The organism is Marinoscillum pacificum (assembly GCF_024714495.1).
Lineage (GTDB): Bacteria > Bacteroidota > Bacteroidia > Cytophagales > Cyclobacteriaceae > Marinoscillum > Marinoscillum pacificum.
In genome coordinates this window covers 457,863-484,502 of the sequence record NZ_JAMZMJ010000001.1, presented here as the reverse complement: position 1 = coordinate 484,502, position 26,640 = coordinate 457,863, and the positions used below count along the sequence as shown (strand labels likewise).

The window sequence follows — 26,640 nt, the reverse complement described above, 5'->3', positions numbered from 1 at the left end:
ATTTTTAATAATTGCACTTTGGTTTATTTCATAGGCATCGTTTTTTAATATTTTGAAAAAGATAATATTTAGGTTAAAATTATTTTAATAATGGGCTAATTGGAAAAAACGGACTACTTCAATAGTACACCAGGTAATACATCATTAATACATCAAGTGTGAAATAATGAGTTCAGGGAATTTATCATGAGTTTGAATTATCTTTTCCTACTGAACTCTTTGGCAGTTATATGGACATTACAATAAAGAATGCCTCCTTGTGGGACCAAATTCCTGATTTTGAATCATTGGATTTGAGTGGAGCGGCAATGATAATTTGCCAATTGGATAAGAAGTTGGTAACAGATATACATCAACGGTTAACAAGTCTTGGATATGAGACATTCCTCGTTCAGTTTGATGTTTCGCTGAAGCCCAATAGTGTTTATTTGATCAGTGATGATCACGAGTTTGAATGTGATGGTAGCTCAATTCAATTAAATCAGGATACTATTTCTACTAATTTGATGGAGTTGATGCTTATCAATTACCCTCAAGGATCAATCAGTTTGGCGAATGATGATTTGAATATAATTTATACATCTGGTTCTGGTTATGAAGAACATAATGTAGACCCCAATTCCATCAAAGGTATCAATATTGCGACCTTATGGGAACAGAATATTTTTGAGGGATTCCAAAAAGCACTCCCAAGTATCCGTAATGGTCAATTGTGGGAGTTTGAATCAGAGTTTCAAGGTAAGTGTTATTTGACCACTGTTTCTTGTATACCAGATCGCAAAACGTTTTATTATTTAATTAAGTCTAAGGATATTACGGAACGTCGAAAGACAGAAACCGCCTTATTAGAAAGTGAGCAGCGCTATCGTTATTTTTTGGATCAGTCACACGAGGTGATTTGTACCCATGACCTGAAGGGAAATTATAAACTCGTTTCGCCCTCAGTGAAAAAAATGCTGGGATATCATCCTGAGGAGATGTTAGGTCTTCACCCATATGACTTTTGCTACCCAGAAGATAAAGGTATCATCAGAAGCACATGGACAGAATTGCTCGAAGGCAAAAGACCTAAAAATATTCAGTACAGAGCAATTAGAAAGGATGGATCATTGATATGGGTTGATTCCTATTCTGATATAGTTACAGATTCCAAAGGAAATGTGGTATCTCTTACCACCGCGTCAAGGGATATTACCAATCTCAAGCACATAGAACTAGAACTCAGAAAGAGTGAGGAGCGCTTCAGAGGAATTGCAGACAATTTGCCGGGAGTCATTTATTTATGTCTGAATGATGAGAATTATAGCATGCTTTATCTAAATGATGAAGTGAAGAAGTTGACCGGGTACAAAAAGGAAGATTTTGTAAAAGGCAATATAAGCTTTGTCGATCTGTATCATCCGGATGATGCTCCCAGAGTATTTGAGATTGTAGATGGGGCATTGGAGAGGCAGGAATCATTTCATGTAACCTATAGGCTAAAAAATATCAAGACGGATAGTTGGGTTTGGGTTGAAGAGTTTGGCCAGGGAATCTATGAAAATGGTCAACTAATTACTCTGGAAGGGGTCTTGTTGGATATCACCAAGAAAATTGATAATCAATTAAAATTAGAGCAAAGCGAGGCAAACTTGAAGGCCATTTTCGAATCTACCCAATCAATTATTGGTCTATATAACACTGAAAATGAACTAATTGAATTTAATAGCTCCTTCAAGAATTACATACTGGCTTCAGATGGAGTGGAACTTAAGAAAGGAATGGGTCTTGCCGACTTCATAACATCAGATAAGATTGATGAATACAAATCATATCACAATCGCGTTTTAAAAGGTGAGAAATTGAAAATTACAACAGAGTACCCAACACCTTATGGTACGATACATCTACTCAGTGGATTGAACCCTATTTTTAACAAAGGAGAAATTACCGGCGTTTCCCTATTTGTAGAGGATATAACAGAGCTTAAAACATCTCAAAAGAAGCTCGAGCAGTATGCTGAAGATCTTGAAAAGTTGGTGAAAGAGCGAACGGTTGAGTTAGAGGAAAAAAATGAAGAATTGATCTTAGGTAATGAGCAATTGGAAGCTGCATTAGTCGAGTTGCAAATGGCACAAGATAAACTTGTTCAGGCAGAGAAAATGGCCTCTTTAGGGGTATTATCAGCAGGCATAGCTCATGAGATTAATAATCCACTCAATTTTGTAAAAAATGGTGCACTAGCATTGTTCAATAGGATTGAGGAGTTTCAGGACTATGATGAAGAAGAAATGAGGCCCTACATTGAGCTGATCAACGGTGGAGTAGATAGAGTTACCAGAATCATCAAAAGTCTAAGCCATTTCAGTAGAGATGCAAGAACAATGAATGAGAAATGTAATATTTCATCTATCATCGATAACTGCTTATTGATTCTTCAAAATAAGTTAACAGATCGAATTAGAGTAATCAAAGATGTAGATTCAGAAGCCATAGTGTTCGGGAATGAAGGTAAACTTCATCAGGCTATGTTGAATTTATTATCAAATGCTGAGCAGTCTATTGATGGAAATGGTGAAATCAAAATTTCGGCAAAACCTGTCGGAACGTTGGTTGAATTGATAATTGAAGATAATGGTTCAGGAATTAGTCAAGAGAATCTTGTAAAAATTGGAGATCCATTTTTCACAACAAAACCGCCAGGAGAGGGCACAGGGCTTGGTTTATTTATCACTTATTCAATTATTGAAGAACACAGAGGTAAAATTGAAGTGTCATCTATTGTAAAAAAAGGAACAAAAATTAGGATTGAATTACCAAATTTGTAGATTTAAAGGTAGAATGATCCAGCACCCAGATATTACAGTACTTTATCTTGATGACGAGAAGGACAACCTTTTTGTATTTAAGGCCAATTTTAATCGCAAGTTTGAAGTTATTACCACATTATCTCCGAACGATGCTTTACACGAATTGGATCTGCATCATGACGAAATCATCGTAGTAATTAGTGATATGCGAATGCCTGATATGAATGGAGTTGAGTTTATTAAAAGAGCCAAAGCAAAGTATAAAAACATCTTCTATTACATCCTGACCGGCTATGGTCATAACGAAGAGATAGAGGAGGCTATTGAGGATAAACTCATTGAAAAGTACTTCACTAAGCCTTTCGACGCGTTGGAAATAGAAAAAGCAATTCTTGACGCAACAAGTCATCTAAGGAGAAACTAAACCGTTAAATTACACCATCGGTAAGGAATTCTTTTTTAAATGCATTAGATTAGGTGCATGTCTCGATGGTTTTTACTACCCCTGGTATTTCTATCATGGCAGTATCTTAAAGGACAATCTATTTTAGATGTCGAACTTAGCCCTAATGATTATACTTCCCTCACGGAGGTATTAGCACAGGTGCAAGCTCAAAATGATGGACGTGTTTTTTATCTCCCCGAATGGACTGATGCTTATAGTGTTCAGGTAAGGGAGGGTATGATACTGGATGATCTCTTAGCCGATTCATTTGAAGGATCTGAATATTCCTATTTTTTAATGGATGACCAAACTCTGGTCCTCGTAAAAGATCCTAAACAAGCAATCCTCAGAAAACAACTTGTAGAGCAAGCCGTTCGAAGTAATGAACGTGTGGATAGCTATCAGTTTGGTACAGAACAAACCCGAAAAGCACGTTCAATCATCTTAACAGGGAAAGTAGTTGATCTAAAAACTGGAGATCCGATCCCATTTGCAACGATTCAAGTTGGAGTAGAGTCAAAAGGTTACAGTACCAATGAAAGCGGTGAATTTTCTATAGATCTTGTTTCAGGGCCTAATGTCTTGACTTTTAGCTTTGTTGAGTACGAAAATACAATTGTCAATCTAGATATTTATGACAATGCCAATGTGACGGTCTCAATGGAGAAGGAATCCATAATGCTCAACGAAGTGGTTGTTTCTGACAAGAGCACTCAGGAGCTTTCCAAAGTAAGAATTGGTCAGGCCACTGTTTCTGTTTCTAATATCAAGAAAGCTCCTAGTTTTTTAGGTGAGCCAGATTTAGTGAAATCCATTCAAAAGCTTTCTGGAGTAACCACTGTAGGAGAAGCGGCATCTGGATTTAATGTACGAGGAGGAAGTGTGGATCAGAACCTGATTCTTTATGATGGCATACCAGTGTTTAACAGTTCACATGTTTTCGGATTCTTTTCGGCTTTTAATGCTGATGGAATAAGAGATGTAGATTTTTACAAAGGAGGGATTCCGTCTAGATATGGAGGAAGAGCGTCTTCTGTATTGGATATTAGGAGTAGAGATGGTGATTTTGATCAGTGGCACTTTAAAGGTGGAATAGGCTTGATTACCAGTAATTTCAATGTCAATGGACCGCTCGATCGAGGAAAGACTGCAATTAATGCATCCTTTAGATCAACCTATTCAGATTGGTTGGTTCATTCTATACGAACTGAATATGCAGATCTTAGAAAAAGTAAGGTTCAGTTCTTTGATGCCAACTTAAAAGTGAGTCAACGATTGTCAGATGACTCCAAATTGTCAGTAACCACCTATGCCAGCAATGATGGTTTTCGATTGATCGGAGACACCACGTATCAATGGCACAATTATCAGGTTTCAGGTCAGTACAATAAGCAATTTACTCCTGCATTTTCAGGTGATTTTGTAGCAGGATTTTCGGCGTATGGTTATGATGTAACTAACGATGATCCGAGAACGGCCTCTGAGTTGTCATTTGATATTCTGACGAATGTATTAAAGGCCGACTTCATTTATGATCAGGGAATTCATCAATACAATTTTGGATGGAATTTTCATTTGTACAACATTCAGCCCGGTAAGACAAGACCTATCACATCTGAGAGTAACGCGAGTAACTTTTCGTTAGATAATCAAGTAGCGATTGAGAATGCCTTATATGCCGCTGATCGATTCGAATATTCGGATCGATTAACACTTGAGTATGGAGTAAGAATTCCTTTGTTTGTATCTTTTGGTGAGGCCACTCAGTATCAATATGCTGCTGATGCACCGAGAGATGAAAGCAATATTACAGACACTGTTTCTTATGGCTCATTCCAGCCCATGAAGGCTTACATAGGATTAGAGCCAAGAGCATCACTGATCTATAAGGTCAATGAACAGTCTTCTTTTAAAATTGGCTATAATACGGTCTTTCAATATTTGCACCTGATAACAAATAGTACGGCAGTAACACCAGTTGATATTTGGCAGCCAAGCAGTAAGTATTTTAAGCCACAGCGTGCTGATCAACTGTCCATGGGTTATTCCTGGGATGATAAACGGAAGAAGTACAGTATATCGTCAGAAGTGTTCTATAAAAATATCGCCAATCTGTTGGACTTTAAGGACGGTGCTGAACTGGTTCTCAATGAACACCTGGAGACTGATTTGTTACAAGGGAAGGGATTTGCTTATGGCTTTGAACTTTCAGTGAATAAAAATACTGGCAGATTAGAGGCTGATGCCAATTATACCTATTCCAGGTCATTCAGGAAAATTGAAGGAGATTATGATAGTGAAACAATCAATAGTGGATCTAAATATCCTTCCAATTTTGATCAACCGCACGTTGCCAATTTCAACTGGCGCTATATCATGAGTAGAAGATTCTCTTTTACAGGGAACTTCACCTATCATACGGGTAGACCTGTGACCATTCCACTTTCAGTCATTCAGATAGAAGGACAATCTGTAGCATATTTTTCTGGAAGGAATCAATACCGTATTCCAGATTATCATCGATTGGATCTGGCATTGGTTTTAGAAGGAAATCACAAACGAAATCAGAAATGGCAAGGAACCTGGGTGTTCTCTGTATATAATGTTTATGGCCGTAAAAACCCATATACCATCTTCTTTAAGCAAAATGAAGAGAAGGTACTGCAGCCATACCAGCTATCTATTATCGGAACTGTATTTCCATCAGTAAGTTATAACCTGAAAATACAATGAGGAGGATCTGGATATATAGTGTCGTATTGATAGCTGTTAGTTGTGTAGAGCCCATAGCTTTTGAAGTGCCACCGGCAGGTGATCAGTTGGTTGTGGAGGGATATGTGCAGTCAGGAGATGGACCTCATAAAGTACTGTTGTCCAAGGCAGGTTCTATTGAAGAATCAGATTCGATAGTAGAATATCCTGTTTCCGGAGCAGAAATTATCTTGTATGAAGACCGTGTTAAAGTAGGTCAATTTATTGAAAATGAAGCTGGTACATACATCATAGAGAAGGGGTTGCTCAATACTAAAATTGGCAGCAAGTATCACATTGAAATAAAGACAGCTAATGGTCATCGTTACCAGTCATTGCAGGATCAACTTCAGGATGTTGGCACTATTACTGAGATGCGAACAGAGTTTGATAAACGAAGCGCATTGACCGAAACAGGAGAAACGGACGCAAGTGTTTTAAAGGTTTTAGTGGATGGGAAAATGGCACAAGGTGAAGGTGTGTTAACCCGGTGGAGGTTCAAAGTGACTTACCAGGCGGAAACATTCCCTATGTGGCATTTAACGATTAATCCACCGTACGATCCATTGAAAGATCCATTCCCTTGTTCAGGATATATCGTCACTGAAGGGCCAATTTTCAGCGGAGGTTTGGTCATTAAAGTAGGAGAGTGTGAGTGCTGTGACTGTTGGGCTGATTTATTTGAACCTTATCCATCATTGTCTGATGAGGCAGTCATTAATGGAGATTCTTATTACAATATGAGTGTGGGTGAAATTCCAATTACACCTGCCGTATTTGCTAAAAAGGCGCAAATCAGTGTAGAACAGATGAGCTTGAGTAGAACAGCTTTTGATTTCTTTAGTATCATACGTTCTCAAAAGGAAAATGCCCAAAGTATTTTTCAACCTGTTTCCGGTGAACTGAAAGGTAATATGGTTGCTGCGAGCTCGGCTGATTTTGTAACTGGGATATTTTACGCTACTTCTATCAGCACGTCTACCATGATGATTGATAGTACCGATGTGCCCATTGCTATTCCGGATGCGACTTATTTGACCTGGCCTTGTGCTGAGATTTATGAAAATGCTACTTACACACAGCCAGACACATGGGAGTGAGGTGTTTACATAGTGCCCTTCAAGTTCTTCTAGCTACTCTATTTTTAGGTTGTGTAGAACCCATTTCCTTCGAGGTTCCTCCGGCTTCTTCCCAATTGGTAGTTGAGGGCTATATCGACAATCAGGCAGGTCCGCATATCGTTCATTTGTCTAGAGCAAGTAGCATAGAAGCAGACACTATCATTCAAAATCCCGTATCTGATGCAGCGATTACTTTATATGAAGATCGCATTAAAGTAGCTGACTATGTGGAGGTCTCTCCAGGCTTGTACAGGATTGCAGAGGGTTTATTTTCAGGAAGTGTAGGTCATCGATATCATATTGAAATAAGAACATCAGATGGGCATACATATCGATCACTTCAAGATGAGTTGATGGAAGTGGGAGAAATCAAGGATATACGAACAGCTTACGAAAGCCGCAGTATGCTCACTCAAACGGGTGAAACAAATGCCAGTGTCATGAGGGTGTTGGTAGACAGTGATGCAGGTGATGGTGAGCAACCATTGATTAGATGGCGTTACTCAGGGTATTTTTATGTAACCACTTATCCCATGTTTTTTTGGAGAGATGAACCTCCATACACGCCATATAAAGACCCCTGGCCTTGTTCAGGCTATATTGTTGTGGAAGGGCCACCAGGAAGTGGTGGTCTGCTATTGCAGGTAGGAGAGTGTACATGCTGTGAGTGCTGGGGCAGGCTTTATGAAAATGCTCCAACCTTATCCAATGAAGAGTTAGTCGTAGATGGAAATTTTGCCAATGTTTTGGTTGGAGAGGTGCCAGTCGCACCGATGGTGTTTTCCAATAGAATCATGATCAAAGTGGAGCAAATGAGTTTAACCAGAGAGGTGTTTGATTTTTTTAATATCCTCAGATCTCAGAAAGAAAATGGTCAAAGCATATTTCAGCCGGCTTTTGGAGAATTGAAAGGAAATATCGTAGCTGATCGATCGGATGATTTGGTGTCCGGAATATTTTATGCTACGGCAATAGATACAAAAATCATATACATTGATAGTACAGATGTGCCGGTCAAAATTCCTGAGGAAACATATATTACTTATCCGTGTACTGCTTTGATTGACGATACCTCCTACGAAAAGCCTGATTTATGGGAATGAAAATGAAAATAGTACTAGTAGTTATTCTGTCTTTATTCTTCATGAAGATTCAGGCACAGGAACTGGTATCTCAACTAGTCTTTAATCAGCCTTTTTATACAATTGGTGATACTGCCTATTTTTCTCTGCGAATGATTGAAGGAGACAAGAAGTTGACTGGTATTCTCAAAATGAATGTATTTGATGATAAACGTTCAGTACAGGAAGTTAAGTTTAAGGTAACAGATGGGCAAAGTGCCAATCAAGTAGCGGTTCCAAATGATCTGATAGCAGGTTCATATCCATTGATTATATCTAATGAAAATGGTCAGGAGCTCATGAGAAGCCATTTGAATGTTGGAGGTGTAGAGTCATCTAAATTGAATTCGGGTTCTTCCGTTAGGATCACTATGGATCATCAGAAAAGCTGGAAACCCAGAGAGAAAAGTGTGATACAGGTAAATGCTAAGGATGCGTCTGGCAATAGCGTAGATGGATATTTAACAGCCAGTATTTTGTCTAATCAGATTCTGAATGATCGACCTATCTCTACTACTTCTACCAAAACATCATTTAAGTTGTCTCCAAGAATGGTGCTCAAAGGTAGACTCAGAGATAAAGTAAGTAAGGAGTTATTGCCTTATGGAACTTCCTTAATGTTGTATTTCCAGAAATCACGTTTGCGATATTTAGCTACCGTCAGAGAAAGCGGGTACTTTGAATCAGAAATTTTGGACTATTATGGTGATGATGAGCTTTTTTTAATCGCTGAGACTCCAGATGGGAAAATCTTATCAGCTATTGAGGTCGAATGGGACGTGAATACTATTAGTAATAATGCGTCCGTTAAGCTTTTTGCAAATTCTAATACAGAGTATACCGAGTTTATGACCAGAAAAAGGTTGATGGATGAGTCCTATGGATTTTATACAACTCAGGACACATTGATGCTCGAAGTGTCGAAAGGAAATGCTTTGGATATTATCAAACCGGACTATCGTGTAAAGCCAGTCAATTTTGTGAAATTCAAGAATATGGGTGAATTTCTTAAAACCATTGTTGATCCTGTTTGGTACGGTGAATTAGATGGGAAAGAGTCAGTTCGGGTAAAATACTTAAAGCCCTATGAAGCTACATCAGAGCCCCTCTATGTCATTGATGGGATTGTAACATTGGATACTGATTATTTTTTATCACTGGATCAAGATGCAATTGATGAATTGATAGTCATTCAGGACTATCGAAAACTGGTGAGATATGGATTGCTGGGTAAAAATGGAATTGTGATTATCAAATCCAAGAATGGTAATTTAAGGCCACCTGTCGATACCAATAAGGTTTTGAAAGGGTTAAGTGAGCCTAAGCGATTTCCAGAACTTTCAACACTTGAAATAACCAATTCGAATAGGCCTTACTTTAGTGCAAACATCGCTTTTCAAACCAGAATTAAAGTTGAAAACGGGAAGGCTTTGATCTATTTTACCAATATGGACAATTTGGGAGACCATACGATATATATCGAGGGCCTTACCTCTAAAGGAGAATCGTTTTCCGCTGAATCAACCTACAAGGTGTTAAAAGGCGAACAATAGCGAATGAGCTGATTTGTGTCATTCTTCTTACTGATTTTCGAGATTTGAAATCATCAGCTATTTGCCGTACTTCATACAAAAGAAAGAAAGGAGGATAGCAGCCATGTTAACACACAAAATAAACGTTATGGATTGGTTCATTGTCTTATTTATCATAGGTTTTACCAGTATCACGGTAACTTTTGTGATTAAAATAATGACATACTTCGCACAAGGAATTATGAATCTCTTTTAGTCCGAAATAGACTAATGCAAGTACCTAATAAATCTGTTCACGGCCAGAAGAACTTCTTCTGGCCGTTTTTTTTATTCTATTTTTTTGACTGAAAGCGCAACTTTTTGTACTGTTGTGGTGTATTAGTAACATAGTACACTAGATATATAGAAAGAAATTGATACAGATTAATAACCTTTTGTACGCTTACGGCAGTAAGAAGCCACTTTTTGAGGAGTTGCAATTGCAGCTTCAGGAAGGTAATATCTATGGTTTATTAGGAAAGAATGGTGCGGGCAAGTCTACTTTATTGAAAATTATCTCTGGATTGTTGTCTCCTAATTCTGGAGAAGTTCAAGTGTTGGGTTATCACCCAAATGATAGGAATCCAGATTTTCTAAATCAAGTCTTTCTGTTGACTGAAGAGTTTGATCTTCCATCATTAACCATTGAACAATATGTAAAGTATTATGGAGCTTTCTATCCATTGTTTGAGGGTAGTTTGCTTGATCAATATCTTTTGGAGTTTAAGTTGACAAGAAGCCTTAAAATCAACGATTTATCATATGGTCAAAAGAAGAAGTTCTTGCTTTCCTTTGGATTGGCCACTAATTGTAAATTATTGATTCTGGATGAACCCACAAACGGCTTGGATATTCCGTCTAAGAGTCTATTTAGAAAGGTCGTTGCCAGTGCGATGACAGAAGATCGGACATTCATCATTTCAACACATCAGGTAAGAGATATGGAGGGGTTAATTGATCCAATAATCATTGTGGATGAAGGAGAAGTAATCCTGAACCAATCTATGGATGAAGTTGCACAGAAGTTGAAAGTAATTAAAAGCTCCAAAGTGCCTAATGAGGATGTTGCTATCTACTGGGAAGGTAATTTTGGAAGTTATGCAGCTGTGGAATTGAATGAAGATAATAGCGAAACCAATATAGGTCTGGAATTGCTTTTTAACGCCGTGACAGCAAATAAAGAACGTATTCACGAAATCTTTCAGCAATCATGAAAAGTCAATTTGATTTCCACCGGTTCATCCAATTGCTGAAACTTGAGTTGTTTCAAAGCAGGAAAGGAATTGCCATGATATTGGTTATCACCTTCGGCGCATTGTTTTTTATTGGTTTCTTATTGTCATTGTTTATTGAAAGACCAGCAACATACGATCATACCGAAAGTTTTGGAGGAGCATTGATGTTAGGAGGGTTTATCGTTTCCAGTTTGGCATTTTCAGGAATAGATAGAAAGCTAAGACGAATAGGTTTCTTAATGCTTCCTGTTTCTTCATTAGAGAGGTTCATATGTGCTTGGTTGCTTACATGCATCGGCTGGTTGCTGGCCTTTTCTGTTGGTTTTGCTATCTATGTGATGATAGCTAATCCTATTGGTCAGATGCTTTTTCCAGATACCGCTTTCAAAGGATTTAATCCATTCGGAAGTGTTGGGCTATTGACTATGAAAGTGTATGCAGTGCTGCAAGGAATCTTTTTGGTAGGTGCTGCGAAATTCCGAGGATATGTTTTTCCAAAGACGATGGTTGTGATCATTTCGGTTTTAACTGTCTGTGGATTCGTAATCTTTTTTGCTTTGAAGGAAGAGTTTACGTCGGATCATTACTGTACAGTGACTGGAGAATGTGAATTGGTGGATGCATTTGCTTTGCATTCCGTCTATTCTGTTGCCAAAGTGTTGTTTTGGTATGTACTTGCTCCTTTGACCTGGGTGATCGCCTATTTTGGACTTAAAGACCAGGAGGCATAATGGAGTTTAAGGATAATCAGGCCATATATCTCCAGATTGCAGAGCTCTTTTTTGAGAATATTCTGTCACAAAAATGGCTGCCCGGGGATCGAATACCATCCGTGCGAGAGATGGCAGTAACAGTAGAAGTCAATCCTAATACCGTCATGAGAACATTCACCTATTTACAAGACAAAGGCATTATCTACAACAAAAGAGGAATCGGTTATTTCGTTGCTGATGATGGGTTTGAGTTGACTAAAGCACTCAAAAAAGATGATTTTGTAAGTCAGGAATTACCCGAATTATTCAAAGCGATGGACTTACTGAATGTCTCGCTTGATGATTTAAAAACATATTATGAAACCTATCAACAAGGAGGGATGTCATGAAAATGAGTAATAAACTATTAATCGGGGTGTCCATCCTTTTAATCCTGCTGTTTACAACGGCGCTTGTTCTGCTAAAAGGTGAAGCCAAGCGAGTAGTCAAACAGTATAGTTTGCAAACAGGATTGAATCGGATAGAAACAGGGGCTTTTCACTCAGTAGAAATTGGCCCAGGGTATGATGTTTCCGTCATTGGTTGGGCTTCAACAGCAGTTTCATGGGATACCTCTGCCAAAGTAAAAACCAAATTAGAAAACATAGATGGAACACTTCGTTTCTCAATTGAGCCAGATACTACAATCAACCAGAATGAATTGGTTGAGCTCAATATTCGCGTAGAAAATATTCAATCAATAAAGTCAATGAAAGGATCAAAGTTGAGTTTAATCGCTTTGTCATCGGATTCATTGAGCGTTACGCTAGAGGACAGTCAGTCATTGGAAATGATCAACTGTAATATCAAGTATCTAGAAATCACCGATAAGGATGGTTTGACCATCACATCCACACAATCTGAAGACATGATGTAAGCCTTAAAACACCTAAAATATAATAACCACCAGATCAACAGGCTGAAGTGCCTGAACAGGTGAAGTACGTCCAAAAATGTGCTGTCTCCTGATAGATTACCATAAGTCTGTTGATCAACTTTTTACACTCAATCGAATAGATTTTGACATAAGTGTTGAAGAGCTCCGGGAGCTCAATGACCTCTTATTGCCCAAAGTTTATTCCCAAACTCGAAACTCAATGAAATTAAATCGACTATTAGCGATCATGGGATTGGTATGTCTACTCCATTCCAACCCAATTTATGCCCAGGACCAGTTCACGGTCAGTGGCTATCTCAGAGATTCCTCCAATGGGGAAGCGCTCATCGGAGCGACCATTCGCATTACCGGAGAAAGCATAGGTACAGTTACCAATGTCTATGGATTTTACTCTATAACATTAAGTAAAGGGAACTATGTTTTAGATTACCGATATGTAGGTTATGATGCTTTCACGCAAAGTGTGGAATTGAATTCCAATACCCGATTGGATATTGAATTGAAACCATCTGAGCAGCAATTGGAAGCAGTGGTCATTTCAGGTAAGGCGGCTGATGATAATATTTCTAATATCGAAATGAGTACTGCAGAATTGGACATTAAGTCCATTCAGAAAATGCCTGCATTCGCTGGAGAAGTAGACGTAATCAAGAGTATTCAGTTGTTGCCAGGAGTCACTACTGTAGGTGAGGGAGCTGCAGGTTTCAATGTGCGTGGCGGTTCTGTTGGACAAAACCTGGTGCTGCTGGATGAAGCGCCAGTTTATCAATCATCACATTTAATGGGTTTCTTTTCAGTGTTTAATCCTGATGCGGTTAAAGATGTCAAACTCTACAAGGGAGGAGTTCCTGCGCAGTATGGAGGTCGTGTTTCATCCATATTGGATATTCGAATGAAAGAAGGAAATAGCAAGTCCTACGATGTGTCTGGCGGTATTGGTACAGTATTTAGCCGATTAGCTATAGAGGGGCCAATCAAAAAGGATAAAGCTTCATTTATTGTCGCGGCAAGACGGTCTTATGCAGATGTGATTGCCAAAGTGTTTACCGATGCACTTTCAGATGGTACGGCGATGTATTTCTATGATCTTACGGCCAAAACCAATTACCACATCAACGAAAATAACCGGATATACCTTTCTGGTTATTGGGGACGTGATGTGTTGGAATTTGATGAGAATCAAGGTTTTGATTGGGGTAATCGAACAGCTTCTTTCAGGTGGAATCATCTCTACAGTGATAAGCTGTTTTCAAACCTGACCATGTTCTATAGCAACTATGACTATGGCTTCAAATTCGGTGACAAAGATGATCTGTTTCAAATAGGTTCGGAGGTGAGTACTGTCAACATGAAACCTGAGTTTAACTGGTTTTTAAATACCAATAATGAGCTGACATTCGGGGGAGAAGCCATTATGTATTTGTTCGAACCTGGGACGATGATTAACAAAAGTGTTGGAGAAACGACCAACTCTAGCCTGGAATCTCGTAGAGCATTGGAAGCAGCTATTTATGCAAGTAACAATCAAAAAGTCACTGAGCAGCTGTCACTTCAGTACGGTTTGAGATTGAGTTACTTCAATTACCTGGGTGGAACGGTCTTTGAATATGGGGATACCATTCCTGGTAATACCAAGCCCATAGTTGATGAATACCAATACAAGAAATGGGGGTCAATAGCCGATTTCTATAATTTGGAACCAAGACTTTCTTTCAATTATAAAATGTCTACTACTGCTTCATTGAAAGGGAGTTTCACTCGAATGAATCAGTACATCCATTTGATTTCGAATACCACGGCAAGTACGCCGATCGATGTATGGCAGCCATCAACGAATAATATTGATCCACAGGCAGCAGATCAGGTTGCGTTGGGGTATTTTAAAAACCTGAGCAGCAATGAGTTTGAATTGTCTGCTGAAGCTTACTACAAGTGGATGCATGATCAGGTAGACTACATCGATGGTGCTGATGTTTTTGTCAATCAATACCTGGAATCTCAATTGCTAAGTGGAAAAGGAAGAGCCTATGGCTTAGAGCTTTATGGTAAGAAAAATCAGGGCAGACTGACAGGTTGGATGAGTTATACACTTGGCTGGACCGAGCTGAAAGTGGATGGCATCAACTATGGCGGAGATAAAGTCAACCGGATAGGAGATTGGTATCCAACCAGATATGATCAGCGACATAACGTGAAACTAGCTGCCTTTTATGAGTTGAATGACAAGGTTTCATTCTCCGCCAATTTCAGCTATATCTCAGGTACACCAACGACTTTTCCTACAGATCGCCTGAACGTGGCTGGGTATGTGGTTCCATACATCAATAATAACGAACGCAACAATTACCGCATTCCGGACTATCACCGATTGGATCTGGGTATGAGCATCAACAACGTGTGGAGAGGTAAGAAGGGTCGAAGTGGCGAAGACAACATTGCTATCTCTGTCTACAATGCCTACGGTCGTCAGAATCCATTCAGTATTTATTTTTCACAAGAAAGAGGCCGCATTCCGGTTGGTTCTCCAGTAGAGACAAACGCCACTCAACTCTCCATCATCGGGTCTGTAATTCCTGCCATTGCTTACAACTTCAAATTCTAAATCGTCATGAAAAACATTCTATTAATAATTGCCATAGTCATGCTAGCTAGCTGCGAATTTGAGATTCAACCCAAGTTAGATACTCCTGAAGAACTTATGGTAGTAGATGCCTTTCTGACGGATCAGTTAGGCCGTCAGGAAGTGAAAATCACTCGTTCCCAACCATATTTTGAAAGCTCTAAACCAGAGTTGATTACTGGTCTTTCAGTTACTCTAGAGGATTTAACAGCTGATGTTTCATACGCTTTAATAGAAGGAAGCGACAGTTATTATTTGGATGTTTCAGAACCTATTGGGTTTGTGGGTCATGAGTATCGATTGGTGGTAGAAACTCCAGACGAAACGTTCGAAGCTATTGCCAAAATGAACAGAGTTCCGGGTATTGATTCTGTTGGTTACGAATTTAATGAAGCCAACTTTCTTGTTGATCAGGATCATTTCACCGCTCAATTTTACTCAATTGATCCAGAAGGGACGGGCGATTGCTATTGGATCAAGGCATGGAAAAACGGTAACTACTTTGGCAAACCAGAGGAGCTCAATATGGCTTATGATGCCAGTGTGAGCCCAGGTCAGCCTATAGATGGGCAATTGTTTGTTTTCCCAGTGAGAGCAGGGTTCATCAACCCTTATACCAGTGATGATCCTGAAATCAGTGAATCACAACCGCCATATGTCGTGGGAGATTCCTTGTACGTGGAGATTCACTCGATTGATCGCGCAGCTAATGATTTTCTCTATGCGCTTTATTTCCAAATCAATCGAATGGGAGGTTTTGGGGAGATTTTCTCATCACCATTATCCAATGTGTCTACCAATATTATGAGCACAGACCCAGGCTCTAAAACCAATGTAGCTGGTTTCTTCAACATGTCAGCAGTCAGTGCAAGCGGACGAAGACTGACATCAACCGTCGCGGAACAAGCAAAGACAAAATATTACGAATAATAGAAACATATAAATCACAGAAAATGAAAAAGTTAAAAATGATTGTCGTGTTAGCATGTTTAATGGGAACTATCACCTCATGTGGAGTGAGTAATGCATTCGTGCTGAATCACAATACAAATAGCACACAGGTTCAATTGAATCAAAAAAACTATGAAGTCATTGGCCAGGCTGTTGGTGATGCGGAAGTGTCTTATGTTTTGGTTTTTGGAGGCGCTAAAAAGCGCAGATTGTATCAAAACGCATATGCTGAGATGGTTCAGAATGCCAAACTTGAATCTGGAGCAAAAGCTTTAACCAACATCGTTACCGAAGAACACCTAGGAGGGGTGCCACCATTCTTCAATAAGCGCACGATTACGGTAAGTGCTAATGTGATAGAGTTTACGAAATAGCAATGGACGCTCGTAAGTTTCCGAAGTGGAGAAGTCACGTATTACGAGGACTGTTTTTCCTCAACTTCATAAGTCTATTCTTTGATAATTGGTCTCAGGTATTAGGCGGTGATCTAGCAGAGGCTATTTATCCTGCAGTTACGGTAAGTTTTTGGGCGGCCTTTTCTTTGCTCAACGTTTTTGGGGTAATCAATCCTCTTCGATTCATACCTATCCTTTTGCTGCAGCTAGTGTATAAGTCTGCCTGGCTGGTAGGAAGTTATTGGCCTGCCTTTGCTTTAGGATCTATTACAGAAGATCAACAAGAGTTCTTCTGGATTTGTGTAGCAGGAATCGTTCTCAACCTGCTGATCATTCCATGGAGGTACACTTTTAACATTTATATCAAGTATCAACAAACCAAATAATCATGAATACATCAAATCAAACAATGAACAAGTCCAATAGTAGTCCCGCAAGTTGTATTTACTTGCTGGGAATGATTGGCGCAGCAATCTATTTTATTGGAAATGCCAGTGGTTTTTGGGCTGGGGTATTAGGCTTCCTGAAGGCACTGGTATGGCCAGCATTTCTTGTTTTTGAAGCGTTTAAATCCCTGGGAGTATGAGTGTTGTTTTAGATAAACCGGTGCCGTCTACAAGGTTGACGGCTTCTAAAGCGCTCAGCCTTTCCGCCAAAATTTGGGTAGGCATAGCGTGTATCGGATTCGCTTTGTTTATCTACCACATCCTGTTTTTCTACGGAGGCACTACCTTATCTGGCGATCTTGCAAAATGGAATGATCGATTGTACAATGGCCTGGTAACAGGCGATCGCCTGGGAAATGTGGCGCTCTTCGCACATGTGTTTTTGGCAGCTTTAATCACTTTTGGTGCGCCTTTACAGCTGATTCCTGCTACCCAAACTAAGTTCAGGAAGTTTCATCAATGGAATGGTCGAATCTATATGGTCACTGCTCTTGTTATGAGTATTTCTGGGTTGATCATGGTGCTGAGCCCACATCGAACGGTGCTTGGAGGATGGACAATGGCTTCAGGAAATATCATTAATGCCACTTCCATTCTCATAGCTTCATTGGTTGCCTGGTATTATGCGGTCAAAGGCAGGTTTGTTCAACATCGAGAGTGGGCTCTACGATTGTTTATGGTAGCTAATGGGGTTTGGTTTATTCGGGTAATGTTCGGTTTCTGGATTTTGATCAATGGAGGAGCACCGGGACATACGGATTTGTTTCAAGGACCGTTTGATATCTTTCTGGCCTTTTCGCACACTTTGATGCCATTGGCATTTATGGAGCTCTACATAAGAGCTGGCAGATCCAAGAATACCTTTTTCAAATGGCTAATTACTGGGTTAATTGCTGCATTGACTATCTTTTTAGGAATGGGCATATTCATGGCAACCATTATTTTCTGGATCTGAATCATGGAATTACTCATCCTTCGATCCACCATTAATACAGCAGAAGAGGTGCATCGAGTTGCAGATCGATTGGATAATCATCCTGCGATCCGAAGATGGACAGTCGATCTGGACGATTGTGATCGCGTTCTTCGGATCGAAGCGCTAAATGCTTTAAATGAATCAGATATCCAACACCTGATCAGACCTTTAGGACTTGACTGTGAGGATTTACCAGAATAATGAGCCATATTCAGGCAAGGTCAAAATTTGAACCTAAAACTCTAGACTTAAAACATATAACGCAGAACCTAAACCTCAAAACTTAAACTATGAAAGCAATTCAATTTAAAAACTATGGCGGTCCAGAGGTCCTTGAATATGTTGACCTCCCAAATCCAACTCCTGGACCAAATGAAGTACTCGTAAAGATTCATGCAGCAGCATTGAACGCTGCAGACTGGCACATTATGCGTGGAACACCGTATTTCATGCGATTAGCGTTTGGCTTATTCAAGCCCAAATATACTCGCCTCGGGTGTGATTTATCCGGAGTGGTGGAAGCTGTAGGCGAAGAGGTTACAGCATTCTCAGTGGGCGATGAAGTGTGCGGAGAGGTCAGTGGTGGCGAAGTAGGTTTTGGTGCTTTTAGTGAGTATTTGGCAGTTAAATCCGAAAGGCTCATTCATAAGCCAACGAAACTTTCTTTGGAAGAAGCTGCCGCATTGTCGCTTTCAGCAATTACTGCCTGGCAAGGGTTGAAGAAAGGTGGCTTGAAAGCAGGAGAGAGGATACTTATCAATGGCGCTTCTGGTGGTGTTGGCACGTATGTCATCCAGTTGGCTAAAGCATTAGGTGCACACGTCACGGCTGTATGTAGTACAGGTAAAATAGACATGGTCAAGCAATTGGGTGCTGATGATGTGATCGATTATACCCAAACGGATTTTGTACAGCAAGACAAACAATATGATATGGTCTTTGCGGTGAATGGCTCCAAATCCATCAAAGACTATAAGAAAGTATTGAAACCGCAAGGTCGATATATCATGTGTGGTGGGGAAAATAGACAATTGTTTGAGGTAATGATTTTCGGGGGATTCTACTCCAAAAAAGGAGGGCAGCAGTTTCATCCTGTGATTGCAAAATACTCAAAAAGTGATTTGGAAGCTATCAAAAAGTTGGTAGAAGCGGGAAAGGTCAAGCCAGTAATAGATAGAACATATTCGTTACCGGATGTTGCCAAAGCCATGGCGTACCTGGAAGAAGGCCATGCGAGGGGGAAGATTGTGCTAACAATAGGAGCATAGGACTATTGCATGTTTGTGGTTTATTCCGTTAGTTTGGAGTTAACAAGCAGTGATTAACCGTATTTAAACGTTTATAAAAACGGATAATCCAAATTATAAAGAGTATATGTTCCACTTGTGGATCATATACGGAAGTTGGGAATAATCAGAATTTGTCATGAAGCATTACTTAGCCTTTTTCTTTATTTTAATTTCTTCGCTAGTCTTTGCTCAAGCCAATTCTTATGACTCCTTAGCTTATGACATAGATAACCAGATAAAAGAACTAAAGGAAAAAGTCAATTCTTTAACAGAAAAAGAAAATAGGGATGATGAACTCATTCAAAATTATCAATTAACGAATGATAGGATAAATAATCAACTCACCTATATAAGTGTAATTGCAACAATATTCGGGGTGATTCTCGCACTTGGATCAATTTTTTTGGGATTCGAGAGCCTAAAATCTAATCGCGAAAGAAAGGATGCATTAGCTACATTGGAAGAAGCAAAAGCATATGTTAATAAAAAGAAAGATGAGTTCGACAAGCTTATTGCTGATAAACTTGAAACAATAGATACAGAATACAAAAAGGTACTGAATCTTGCTAAAGATCAATTAATAGAAAACATTGATAATGAGACAAATAGAGTTAAAAATATCGCTTTAGCCAAATCAAAAGAGATTGAAGAGATTAAAGTTGAGAATGCCTCGGAAGAACTTAAATTAGAATTTGATAAGAAGATTGAATTTTTAGAGAGTATTGGTATTCCAGATGACCCAGATGTTCTAAAGTCAAAAATCGAATTACTGAGAAATAGAGAGATGTATGAAGAAGCTGTAAAATTAGCTTCGAAACTTATCGAAATTGCACCTGAAGATCATAAAGGATATTGGGAATTGGCCTATTGTAATGCTAGCATTGGAAATTCTGATATTGCTATTGAAAATTACGAAAAAGCTCTAAAAATATTTCCAAAGAGTAGCAGTGCCCTTAATAATTTAGGAATTCAATTTGAGAAAACTGATAAGTTATATGATGCTCTCCAAAAAATTGATATGGCTATTGAAATTAATAATGAAGAAAGTCTTTATCACCGAAATAGAGGTAGAATACTCTTCAAGCTAAATAGCCCGGAAGATGCAATTTCTTCATACAAAAAGTCCATTGATCTTAGTCCTGATAAATACTTCATATATTCCTATTTGATTCAACACTTAAAAGAGTTGGAAAGATATGATGAAGCAATTGAAATTTTTGACTCTGCGATTAGTAATATTGAAGATCGAAATCTTGAGATAAATTTTGATAAGGCTGAATTTTTGAAGGAGATTAGTCGATTTGAAGAATCTAAGAAGATTTTTAAAATTCTCATTCAAAGCAACTACAAAACTGAGTTATCGTATATTAGAATCTCACAAATAAATTTTGAAGAGAATAATCTAAAGGATGCTATTTCGAGCATTGATGATGCCATTTCTTTGAATCCAAAAGCACAATACCTGCATCAATATAAAATCATTTTACTTTTCCATATGGGTAAAAAAGATGCCTGGCAGTATGTATCTGAAATTGGTACCGAGTTCGACAGTGAACATTTTTTTCAACTCTTGGGTAGGAAACTTTTTGAAGAAGGAATGTTAGAGGATTCCAAAAAGATGTATGTAAAAGCAAATAAGGTTATTCAACCAAAACTTGCTGATAATAATGATCCTGATATCGTGAATTATTTTGAGGGTCTGATTATCTCGTCAGGCTATGACGAATCAAATAAATTTTACTCTGAATACTTCCCTAAAGTTAAAGAAATGAATTACCGGTTGGTCATGCAGTTTCTGCAGGACATAAATTCTTTATGTGAAGGAAAAATTAATTTCGGGGATATTAAATTAATAGACATCAAAGAATATTATGAAAGCTCAAAATCAAAGTGGGATTTCAACGATATATTAAATTACATATCTTTAAAAGATATAGGTGAAAGTAATATTAAAAAAATAAAAAATATTACATTTTACATCAAAGGAGAACTCAGCCTTTTGGACTTGGAAGCTATATTAAATCCTGAAAATTCCTAACAAACACTAAAATGAATATGCGAACTGAGCCTTATGATATAACAATGCGAAACAGATACTTCAGTGCATCTAGCAACTGTGGCGCATACTCATTTTAGTTGGTCGTTATGTAGCACTTCTGCAATGAAAACAGTTTTTCACTTACTTCTTATTTCAGCGTCTTTGAACCTCTTCGCACAAGAGAGAACTTTTAACAATCTAGATATTGCAGAGGACACAACTTTTGGATCGAACGAACATGCTGAACGAGTTGAGCAACTGAATAACATTATCAAGGCTAACCAAGAATTCATTTCGAAGTACGAAGATCAAGTTGAACTTATGGCTATCGTTGGAACTTCAACTGAACCAATCAACTTACCAGATAGACAATGGCCAGATAACGTTTCAACTTCCATTAATATCATAAAATCCGAAAGTGGAACCCTAACTTATTATGCAGAATACCCGTCAAGTGAATCGGGTGACTGGTTTATAGGTTACCGATACTACCTAGATTCAACAACTGGTAGAGTCATCGCAGGCTAACTTCTTTAACAGCATTTGTACATCAGGTGTAGCAAAGGAACTTTCAACTTACTATTTCTCAGCAACTGGTGAACTCATTGCCAAGTCTTACTCATTGGTGAACAACGAAGGAGACGATTTAACTGCTGAACGGTGTTATTTCAATTACGATCACGAATACCAAATCGCAAAAACAGCTGGTGAACTGCTAAAATAGAGCTACATAACAATAGCTAGAACGAATGCACCAACTGCTATTTTACACACTTCAGTGCAAACTTCACCGCGCCGCGTAGGCCATGAATCAGCCACTGGGAAAGGGCGTTGCTTTCTATTGAGTTCGGCTCGCAGGATTTTTTCTCTTTCTTTTCGCGGCGCATTCTGGATACTTTGGAAGCACCAGAAGATTTCACTATTTTGCTGGTATTAGCCAGTGAGGCGCACTCAGCGCCATACAGGGGCTTTAGAGCGAATTGATGACAGCATTACTGATAATTCTTCACAGCTTTTTAGCCGGAACAACTCCGAATTTAAAAGACAACTCAATTGGATTGGTTTATCTCAAGGCCTTGGTCTCTGATAACTCTGCTGATATTGAGATTGCCCTACCTGAATCATCTGTGAATGAACTTCCAAATGGATATAAGTAGAAGTATTTCGATTCTGGTGAAATTTTAGAGATACCATTTGACGGTGAACTCCAACTCTTTGACTCGAAGGGTGAACTCATATTTCTTCAAGGCAAGCAAATTTTCAAAATGCGGATTTGGTGTGAAAATGATGGGGGTATCCAATTTAGACCAACACTCGAACTGAATATCCCTTTGGACGATTTCAATAGACTGTTTGATGTTGAACCAGAACTTCAAAAACTCATTGGATTTGTCATTACTAACCCTGAATTATCAAAACTGGGCAGACCAGCTTCCGAACACTTATCCAAAGATGTGAGGTTAGCTGGCGACATTGACGTAGACGGAACTCCAGAGGCTGTAGTGTTTGTCTTTTATGACGATGCTGAGAACTGTGATGGAGAACCACAGAATAACCTTGTAATCAATTTAGCAACATCTGAACGGAGCTTTTGGATGAGATGCTGTGGGCCGTAAACTCAGTCTAACATTATGTATAAAGACATTGTGCTTACGTGCTTTCTATAAACGGCATCAGGATTTACCGTGAGTAAGTCGCCAAGAAACTGAAAAGCTCTCTATAAACTTATTCTTTGGGAGTTTCTATAACCTGCCTGCCAAAAGGCTTTAGAACTACCCCTTGGCCAGTCGCAATAGATAAGCTACTTTTATCAGAATTAAAAAACCAGGGAGCCATATCCTGAATATGCGTTAGAAAGGTTTCAAACCTGGATTGGAAAACATTAACAGAAAAAAGTGAAGATTAAACTATTTCTAGCTCTGATATTGGTGTCTCAATCACTCATTGCACAAACCACTATAGAGCATTTAACAATAAATTCAGAACACCTTGATGAGACTAGAACGCTTAAAATTGCGTTGCCAAGTGAGTATGAAAATTCAATTAAGAACTATCCAATTATCTTAATTTTAGATGATGGATTGTTATTTAACCCCACAACTGCTATTGTCAATCAGTTAAGCAATACTTCACGGATGCCAGAATCGATTGTAGTATCCTTGAGCCCAGGAGAGAAGCATAGAAATCACTTCGCACCAGACCTATACAATAACCATCGAAATAGAATGTACAATTATGGTAATCATCAAGAGGAATTTGTCAATTTCGTGGAGCTTGAGTTATTACCACTACTAGAAGAAAAATACCGAACGAACCACTTTAAAACTTTTATTGGATTTTCACCATCTTCAGCAATTGGGCTTTATACCCTAATGAACAAACCCAACTTGTTTCAAGCTTACATTTGTTTTGCAGCAGCTAATATAATAGGAGATGGGTTTGACAAAGGCGAGCGACTTATTGAGAGATTAGAAACGCTTTACATTCAAGAAAACATCGAACAAAGCTATTTATATGTTGTGTCAGGTAGTAAAGATGCCGATTCTCAGCCCTACATCAATGCTAATATTCAAGATTTCAATAAAAAGCTGTCTAAATTCAATGGTTCAAACATCCAAACAAGAGCTAACATAATTCAAGGAGAGGGACATACCGATGTAATTTTACCTGGCTTACTTTCCGCTTTCGATTTTCTTTTTCCAAAAGAAAAGTGGCCGGTCGATTACCTTGAATTGATTGAAAATGAAGGATCAGCTAAAGACAATATTTCCTCTTTTTATCAAAAACTTTCTGAAGAATATAAGTTTGAAATTTATCCAAACGCAGACAGATTATATAGTATGAGCTGTCTGAAAAATATAGGAAGAAGACTGCTAGGAGCTAATAAAATAGACCAGGCTATAGACATATATCAATACTGGGTTGAACTCTATCCTTCATCTCATTTGGCTCATTATAATTTGGGATTAGCCTACGAACAAAATAAGGATAATGGTATGGCCAGAACAGCATTTAAAAAAGCCCATGACCTGGCCTTATTACAAAAAAGCGAAGACGCAAAAACCTATAATGTTGCTATTGATAATCTAAACAAATAGACTGCTTGCCAGCAATATAGGAAAGTAATACAGGTTTATGTGGTATAAATAAAGGATTAAACATCAAGCAATGGGCGGTACGAATCAGAATGGATAGTGAGTGAAAAATCGGCCATAATTATACACTAATACTATTTGCAGCCATCTGCTGAACTCAACCAGTCAATCTTTACATCTTGATAGCGCTTGATTCCAATGCTGCATTTCTTATCTTTAGGTTAATCAATCCGCTTCTTGAAATATTTAATTGAATAGAAGCCAAACCCCTGGAGAAGCCATGAAAAGAATTGTTCTAGTTGTATTCATTTTAGTTTTTGGGTGTACACGAGAGAAGTCAACTCAAACGGAAGTAATTGACTCCAGTGACTTGCAAAAAAGAATTGCCATGTGCTTGCCTGTTCTTAATGACAAGGAATGGTATGAAAATTCGGATAACAAAGCACCTCTGATAGATGGACTTGATGTACTGAACTTTCCCATAACAACGAATAATCCATTAGCTCAGAAATATTTCAATCAAGGACTAATACTTTCGTATGCATTCAATCATGCTGAGGCAGCAAGATCTTTCTACTATGCATCAAAACTCGACTCAACTTGCGCCATGGCTTACTGGGGGTATGCATATGTCCTTGGTCCAAATTTCAATGCAGGAATGAGTCCGGAAAATTTTCAAGCAGCATATGAAGCCATTCAGAAGGCCAAATCTCTGATCACGGAATCAAGCTCTGAAATTGAAAGAGATTTGATTTTAGCTTTGAATGAAAGGTATGTAGCTGACCCACCAAATGATAGATCCACATTAGATGTAGCTTACTCTGAGGCAATGGAGAGAGTTTTCATAAAGCATCCATACAGCGCAGATGTTGGTGCCCTATACGCTGAATCAGTCATGGACTTACATCCATGGGATATCTGGGATCAAGAAGGGCGGCCAAAGCCATGGACTTCTGATTTGTTAGCCATCTTCGACCAAGTATTTGAAGTTGACTCAGTGCATGCCGGGGCACATCACTTATATATCCATTCTGTGGAAGCCTCCGCTACCCCTGAATTGGGGCTAACAAGTGCTCGGCTTTATGATGCTGACCTGGTTCCCGGAGCTGGACATTTGGTGCACATGCCATCTCACATTTACATAAGAACCGGTGACTATCATGAAGGTACAATGTCTAATCTTCGATCCGTTAAAGTTGACAGTTCGTATTTGTCTAACTGCTATGCTCAGGGAACCTATCCGCTAACGCTTTACCCGCATAATTATCATTTTATGTCAGCGACAGCTACGTTAGAAGGTGATGGTGATCTGGCCATTTTCGCAGCACAAAAGGTTGCAGATCATGCCAATCGTGAGTTGATGAAAGCACCCGGATGGGGCACAATCCAGCACTATTATACCATTCCGTATTATGTCAAGGTCAAATTTGGCAAGTGGAACGAAATACTCAAAATGAGTAATGAAGACACTACGCTGGCATATCTGGAAGCCATACGTCATTATGCACGGGGCATGGCATTTTTGAAACTAGGAAATGAGAATCAAGCGTTCGAAGAATTAAACAACCTAAAACTGCTTGCTCAAGATGAGCATCTGAAGGAGGTGACTATATGGGACTTTAATAGCACGCACGAATTGTTACAAATAGCACAGCGTGTTTTAGAAGCAGAAGTGCTAGCGGAGCAAGGTGAATATGATTCAAGCATAGAACTTCTTCAGGAGGCTGTTGAGATTGAAGATAACCTTAATTACCAAGAGCCGCCAGATTGGTTCTTTTCCGTAAGGCATCAGCTAGGAAATGTTCTAATCAAGGCTGATCGGTTTAGTGATGCTATAGCTATTTACAACGAGGATTTATCAAAACTTCCGAAAAATGGCTGGGCTTTAAGTGGATTGAAACTGGCTTATCAAGAGATAGGAGATGTGGCGAAGGCAGAAGTAATAGACAATCAATTAAAAACAGCGTGGAAGTATGCAAATGTCGATCTTAACGGCTCAATTATTAGTAACTAATCGCAATTGTGCTAAAAGGTAAATTGGATCAGTACCGCTATCGGTGTTGAATTGACTTTTTTAATCACGACAATATGTATTACCAGCGGCTTATGGGAAACGTTTTTTGTTAGTTTATAATTTCATTATCAGT

At 38.8% G+C, this 26,640-nt stretch carries 24 protein-coding genes; all 24 read left to right on the top strand.

Annotated elements, in window-relative coordinates:
• Positions 1-230 precede the first annotated feature (230 nt).
• The 24 genes from NXS00_RS02080 to NXS00_RS01965 all read left to right on the top strand — a co-directional run bounded on the left by NXS00_RS02080 (position 231) and on the right by NXS00_RS01965 (position 26,507).
• A complete protein-coding gene (locus NXS00_RS02080; RefSeq protein ID WP_258097455.1) occupies positions 231-2,807 on the top strand; it encodes a PAS domain S-box protein in 2,577 nt (858 codons plus the stop codon).
• A gap of 13 nt (positions 2,808-2,820) precedes the next feature.
• On the top strand, positions 2,821-3,213 hold the full coding sequence (locus tag NXS00_RS02075; RefSeq protein ID WP_258097454.1) for a response regulator: 393 nt from the start codon (positions 2,821-2,823) through the stop codon (positions 3,211-3,213).
• A gap of 57 nt (positions 3,214-3,270) precedes the next feature.
• Positions 3,271-5,967 (top strand): TonB-dependent receptor, encoded by a 2,697-nt coding sequence (locus NXS00_RS02070; protein WP_258097453.1) that lies wholly within the window; start codon positions 3,271-3,273, stop codon positions 5,965-5,967.
• Positions 5,964-7,085, top strand: a complete 1,122-nt coding sequence (locus NXS00_RS02065) for a DUF4249 family protein (RefSeq protein ID WP_258097452.1) — start codon at positions 5,964-5,966, stop codon at positions 7,083-7,085. The genes NXS00_RS02070 and NXS00_RS02065 overlap by 4 nt, the downstream gene beginning before the upstream one ends.
• Positions 7,082-8,209 (top strand): DUF4249 family protein, encoded by a 1,128-nt coding sequence (locus NXS00_RS02060; protein WP_258097451.1) that lies wholly within the window; start codon positions 7,082-7,084, stop codon positions 8,207-8,209. Before NXS00_RS02065 ends, NXS00_RS02060 begins: the two co-directional genes overlap by 4 nt.
• Before the next feature lie 2 nt (positions 8,210-8,211).
• Positions 8,212-9,780 (top strand): hypothetical protein, encoded by a 1,569-nt coding sequence (locus NXS00_RS02055; RefSeq protein ID WP_258097450.1) that lies wholly within the window; start codon positions 8,212-8,214, stop codon positions 9,778-9,780.
• A 392-nt stretch (positions 9,781-10,172) separates the two neighbouring features.
• Positions 10,173-11,012 (top strand): ABC transporter ATP-binding protein, encoded by an 840-nt coding sequence (locus NXS00_RS02050; RefSeq protein WP_258097449.1) that lies wholly within the window; start codon positions 10,173-10,175, stop codon positions 11,010-11,012.
• Positions 11,009-11,764, top strand: a complete 756-nt coding sequence (locus NXS00_RS02045) for a hypothetical protein (protein WP_258097448.1) — start codon at positions 11,009-11,011, stop codon at positions 11,762-11,764. The genes NXS00_RS02050 and NXS00_RS02045 overlap by 4 nt, the downstream gene beginning before the upstream one ends.
• Complete coding sequence (locus NXS00_RS02040; RefSeq protein WP_258097447.1) at positions 11,764-12,135, top strand: GntR family transcriptional regulator; 372 nt, start codon at positions 11,764-11,766, stop codon at positions 12,133-12,135. Before NXS00_RS02045 ends, NXS00_RS02040 begins: the two co-directional genes overlap by 1 nt.
• 2 nt (positions 12,136-12,137) lie before the next feature.
• Positions 12,138-12,662: a hypothetical protein gene (locus NXS00_RS02035; protein ID WP_258097446.1), complete on the top strand. Its 525-nt coding sequence runs from the start codon at positions 12,138-12,140 to the stop codon at positions 12,660-12,662.
• A gap of 220 nt (positions 12,663-12,882) precedes the next feature.
• On the top strand, positions 12,883-15,285 hold the full coding sequence (locus tag NXS00_RS02030) for a TonB-dependent receptor (RefSeq protein ID WP_258097445.1): 2,403 nt from the start codon (positions 12,883-12,885) through the stop codon (positions 15,283-15,285).
• A gap of 6 nt (positions 15,286-15,291) precedes the next feature.
• Positions 15,292-16,233 carry a DUF4249 domain-containing protein gene (locus tag NXS00_RS02025; protein WP_258097444.1) on the top strand — a complete coding sequence of 314 codons (942 nt, stop codon included), beginning with the start codon at positions 15,292-15,294 and terminating at the stop codon, positions 16,231-16,233.
• A 23-nt stretch (positions 16,234-16,256) separates the two neighbouring features.
• Entirely contained in the window at positions 16,257-16,628 is a 372-nt protein-coding gene (locus NXS00_RS02020; protein ID WP_258097443.1) for a DUF6567 family protein, read from the top strand.
• A 2-nt stretch (positions 16,629-16,630) separates the two neighbouring features.
• Positions 16,631-17,035: a hypothetical protein gene (locus NXS00_RS02015; RefSeq protein WP_258097442.1), complete on the top strand. Its 405-nt coding sequence runs from the start codon at positions 16,631-16,633 to the stop codon at positions 17,033-17,035.
• A gap of 2 nt (positions 17,036-17,037) precedes the next feature.
• On the top strand, positions 17,038-17,235 hold the full coding sequence (locus tag NXS00_RS02010; protein ID WP_258097441.1) for a hypothetical protein: 198 nt from the start codon (positions 17,038-17,040) through the stop codon (positions 17,233-17,235).
• The gene (locus NXS00_RS02005; protein WP_258097440.1) at positions 17,232-18,050 is read left to right on the top strand and encodes a DUF2306 domain-containing protein; all 819 of its coding nucleotides are present in this window, start codon (positions 17,232-17,234) and stop codon (positions 18,048-18,050) included. Before NXS00_RS02010 ends, NXS00_RS02005 begins: the two co-directional genes overlap by 4 nt.
• 3 nt (positions 18,051-18,053) lie before the next feature.
• Positions 18,054-18,272 (top strand): hypothetical protein, encoded by a 219-nt coding sequence (locus NXS00_RS02000; protein WP_258097439.1) that lies wholly within the window; start codon positions 18,054-18,056, stop codon positions 18,270-18,272.
• 89 nt (positions 18,273-18,361) lie between these two features.
• Positions 18,362-19,339, top strand: coding sequence for an NAD(P)-dependent alcohol dehydrogenase (locus tag NXS00_RS01995; RefSeq protein WP_258097438.1), 978 nt, complete (start codon positions 18,362-18,364; stop codon positions 19,337-19,339).
• 157 nt (positions 19,340-19,496) lie between these two features.
• A complete protein-coding gene (locus tag NXS00_RS01990; RefSeq protein ID WP_258097437.1) occupies positions 19,497-21,398 on the top strand; it encodes a tetratricopeptide repeat protein in 1,902 nt (633 codons plus the stop codon).
• A gap of 123 nt (positions 21,399-21,521) precedes the next feature.
• A complete protein-coding gene (locus NXS00_RS01985) occupies positions 21,522-21,926 on the top strand; it encodes a hypothetical protein (RefSeq protein ID WP_258097436.1) in 405 nt (134 codons plus the stop codon).
• Positions 21,927-22,381: 455 nt separating this feature from the next.
• Complete coding sequence (locus tag NXS00_RS01980; RefSeq protein ID WP_258097435.1) at positions 22,382-22,555, top strand: hypothetical protein; 174 nt, start codon at positions 22,382-22,384, stop codon at positions 22,553-22,555.
• Positions 22,556-22,663: 108 nt separating this feature from the next.
• A complete protein-coding gene (locus tag NXS00_RS01975; protein WP_258097434.1) occupies positions 22,664-23,014 on the top strand; it encodes a hypothetical protein in 351 nt (116 codons plus the stop codon).
• A gap of 279 nt (positions 23,015-23,293) precedes the next feature.
• Positions 23,294-24,496, top strand: a complete 1,203-nt coding sequence (locus NXS00_RS01970; RefSeq protein WP_258097433.1) for an alpha/beta hydrolase — start codon at positions 23,294-23,296, stop codon at positions 24,494-24,496.
• Positions 24,497-24,773: 277 nt separating this feature from the next.
• Complete coding sequence (locus tag NXS00_RS01965; protein ID WP_258097432.1) at positions 24,774-26,507, top strand: tetratricopeptide repeat protein; 1,734 nt, start codon at positions 24,774-24,776, stop codon at positions 26,505-26,507.
• Positions 26,508-26,640 lie beyond the last annotated feature (133 nt).

Coding starts and splice junctions, on each gene's coding strand:
- NXS00_RS02080 (WP_258097455.1), top strand. CDS start 231: ATGGACATTACAATAAAGAATGCCTCCTTGTGGGACCAAATTCCTGAT.
- NXS00_RS02075 (WP_258097454.1), top strand. CDS start 2,821: ATGATCCAGCACCCAGATATTACAGTACTTTATCTTGATGACGAGAAG.
- NXS00_RS02070 (WP_258097453.1), top strand. CDS start 3,271: ATGTCTCGATGGTTTTTACTACCCCTGGTATTTCTATCATGGCAGTAT.
- NXS00_RS02065 (WP_258097452.1), top strand. CDS start 5,964: ATGAGGAGGATCTGGATATATAGTGTCGTATTGATAGCTGTTAGTTGT.
- NXS00_RS02055 (WP_258097450.1), top strand. CDS start 8,212: ATGAAAATAGTACTAGTAGTTATTCTGTCTTTATTCTTCATGAAGATT.
- NXS00_RS02045 (WP_258097448.1), top strand. CDS start 11,009: ATGAAAAGTCAATTTGATTTCCACCGGTTCATCCAATTGCTGAAACTT.
- NXS00_RS02040 (WP_258097447.1), top strand. CDS start 11,764: ATGGAGTTTAAGGATAATCAGGCCATATATCTCCAGATTGCAGAGCTC.
- NXS00_RS02035 (WP_258097446.1), top strand. CDS start 12,138: ATGAGTAATAAACTATTAATCGGGGTGTCCATCCTTTTAATCCTGCTG.
- NXS00_RS02030 (WP_258097445.1), top strand. CDS start 12,883: ATGAAATTAAATCGACTATTAGCGATCATGGGATTGGTATGTCTACTC.
- NXS00_RS02025 (WP_258097444.1), top strand. CDS start 15,292: ATGAAAAACATTCTATTAATAATTGCCATAGTCATGCTAGCTAGCTGC.
- NXS00_RS02020 (WP_258097443.1), top strand. CDS start 16,257: ATGAAAAAGTTAAAAATGATTGTCGTGTTAGCATGTTTAATGGGAACT.
- NXS00_RS02015 (WP_258097442.1), top strand. CDS start 16,631: ATGGACGCTCGTAAGTTTCCGAAGTGGAGAAGTCACGTATTACGAGGA.
- NXS00_RS02010 (WP_258097441.1), top strand. CDS start 17,038: ATGAATACATCAAATCAAACAATGAACAAGTCCAATAGTAGTCCCGCA.
- NXS00_RS02005 (WP_258097440.1), top strand. CDS start 17,232: ATGAGTGTTGTTTTAGATAAACCGGTGCCGTCTACAAGGTTGACGGCT.
- NXS00_RS02000 (WP_258097439.1), top strand. CDS start 18,054: ATGGAATTACTCATCCTTCGATCCACCATTAATACAGCAGAAGAGGTG.
- NXS00_RS01995 (WP_258097438.1), top strand. CDS start 18,362: ATGAAAGCAATTCAATTTAAAAACTATGGCGGTCCAGAGGTCCTTGAA.
- NXS00_RS01990 (WP_258097437.1), top strand. CDS start 19,497: ATGAAGCATTACTTAGCCTTTTTCTTTATTTTAATTTCTTCGCTAGTC.
- NXS00_RS01985 (WP_258097436.1), top strand. CDS start 21,522: ATGAAAACAGTTTTTCACTTACTTCTTATTTCAGCGTCTTTGAACCTC.
- NXS00_RS01980 (WP_258097435.1), top strand. CDS start 22,382: ATGACAGCATTACTGATAATTCTTCACAGCTTTTTAGCCGGAACAACT.
- NXS00_RS01975 (WP_258097434.1), top strand. CDS start 22,664: ATGCGGATTTGGTGTGAAAATGATGGGGGTATCCAATTTAGACCAACA.
- NXS00_RS01965 (WP_258097432.1), top strand. CDS start 24,774: ATGAAAAGAATTGTTCTAGTTGTATTCATTTTAGTTTTTGGGTGTACA.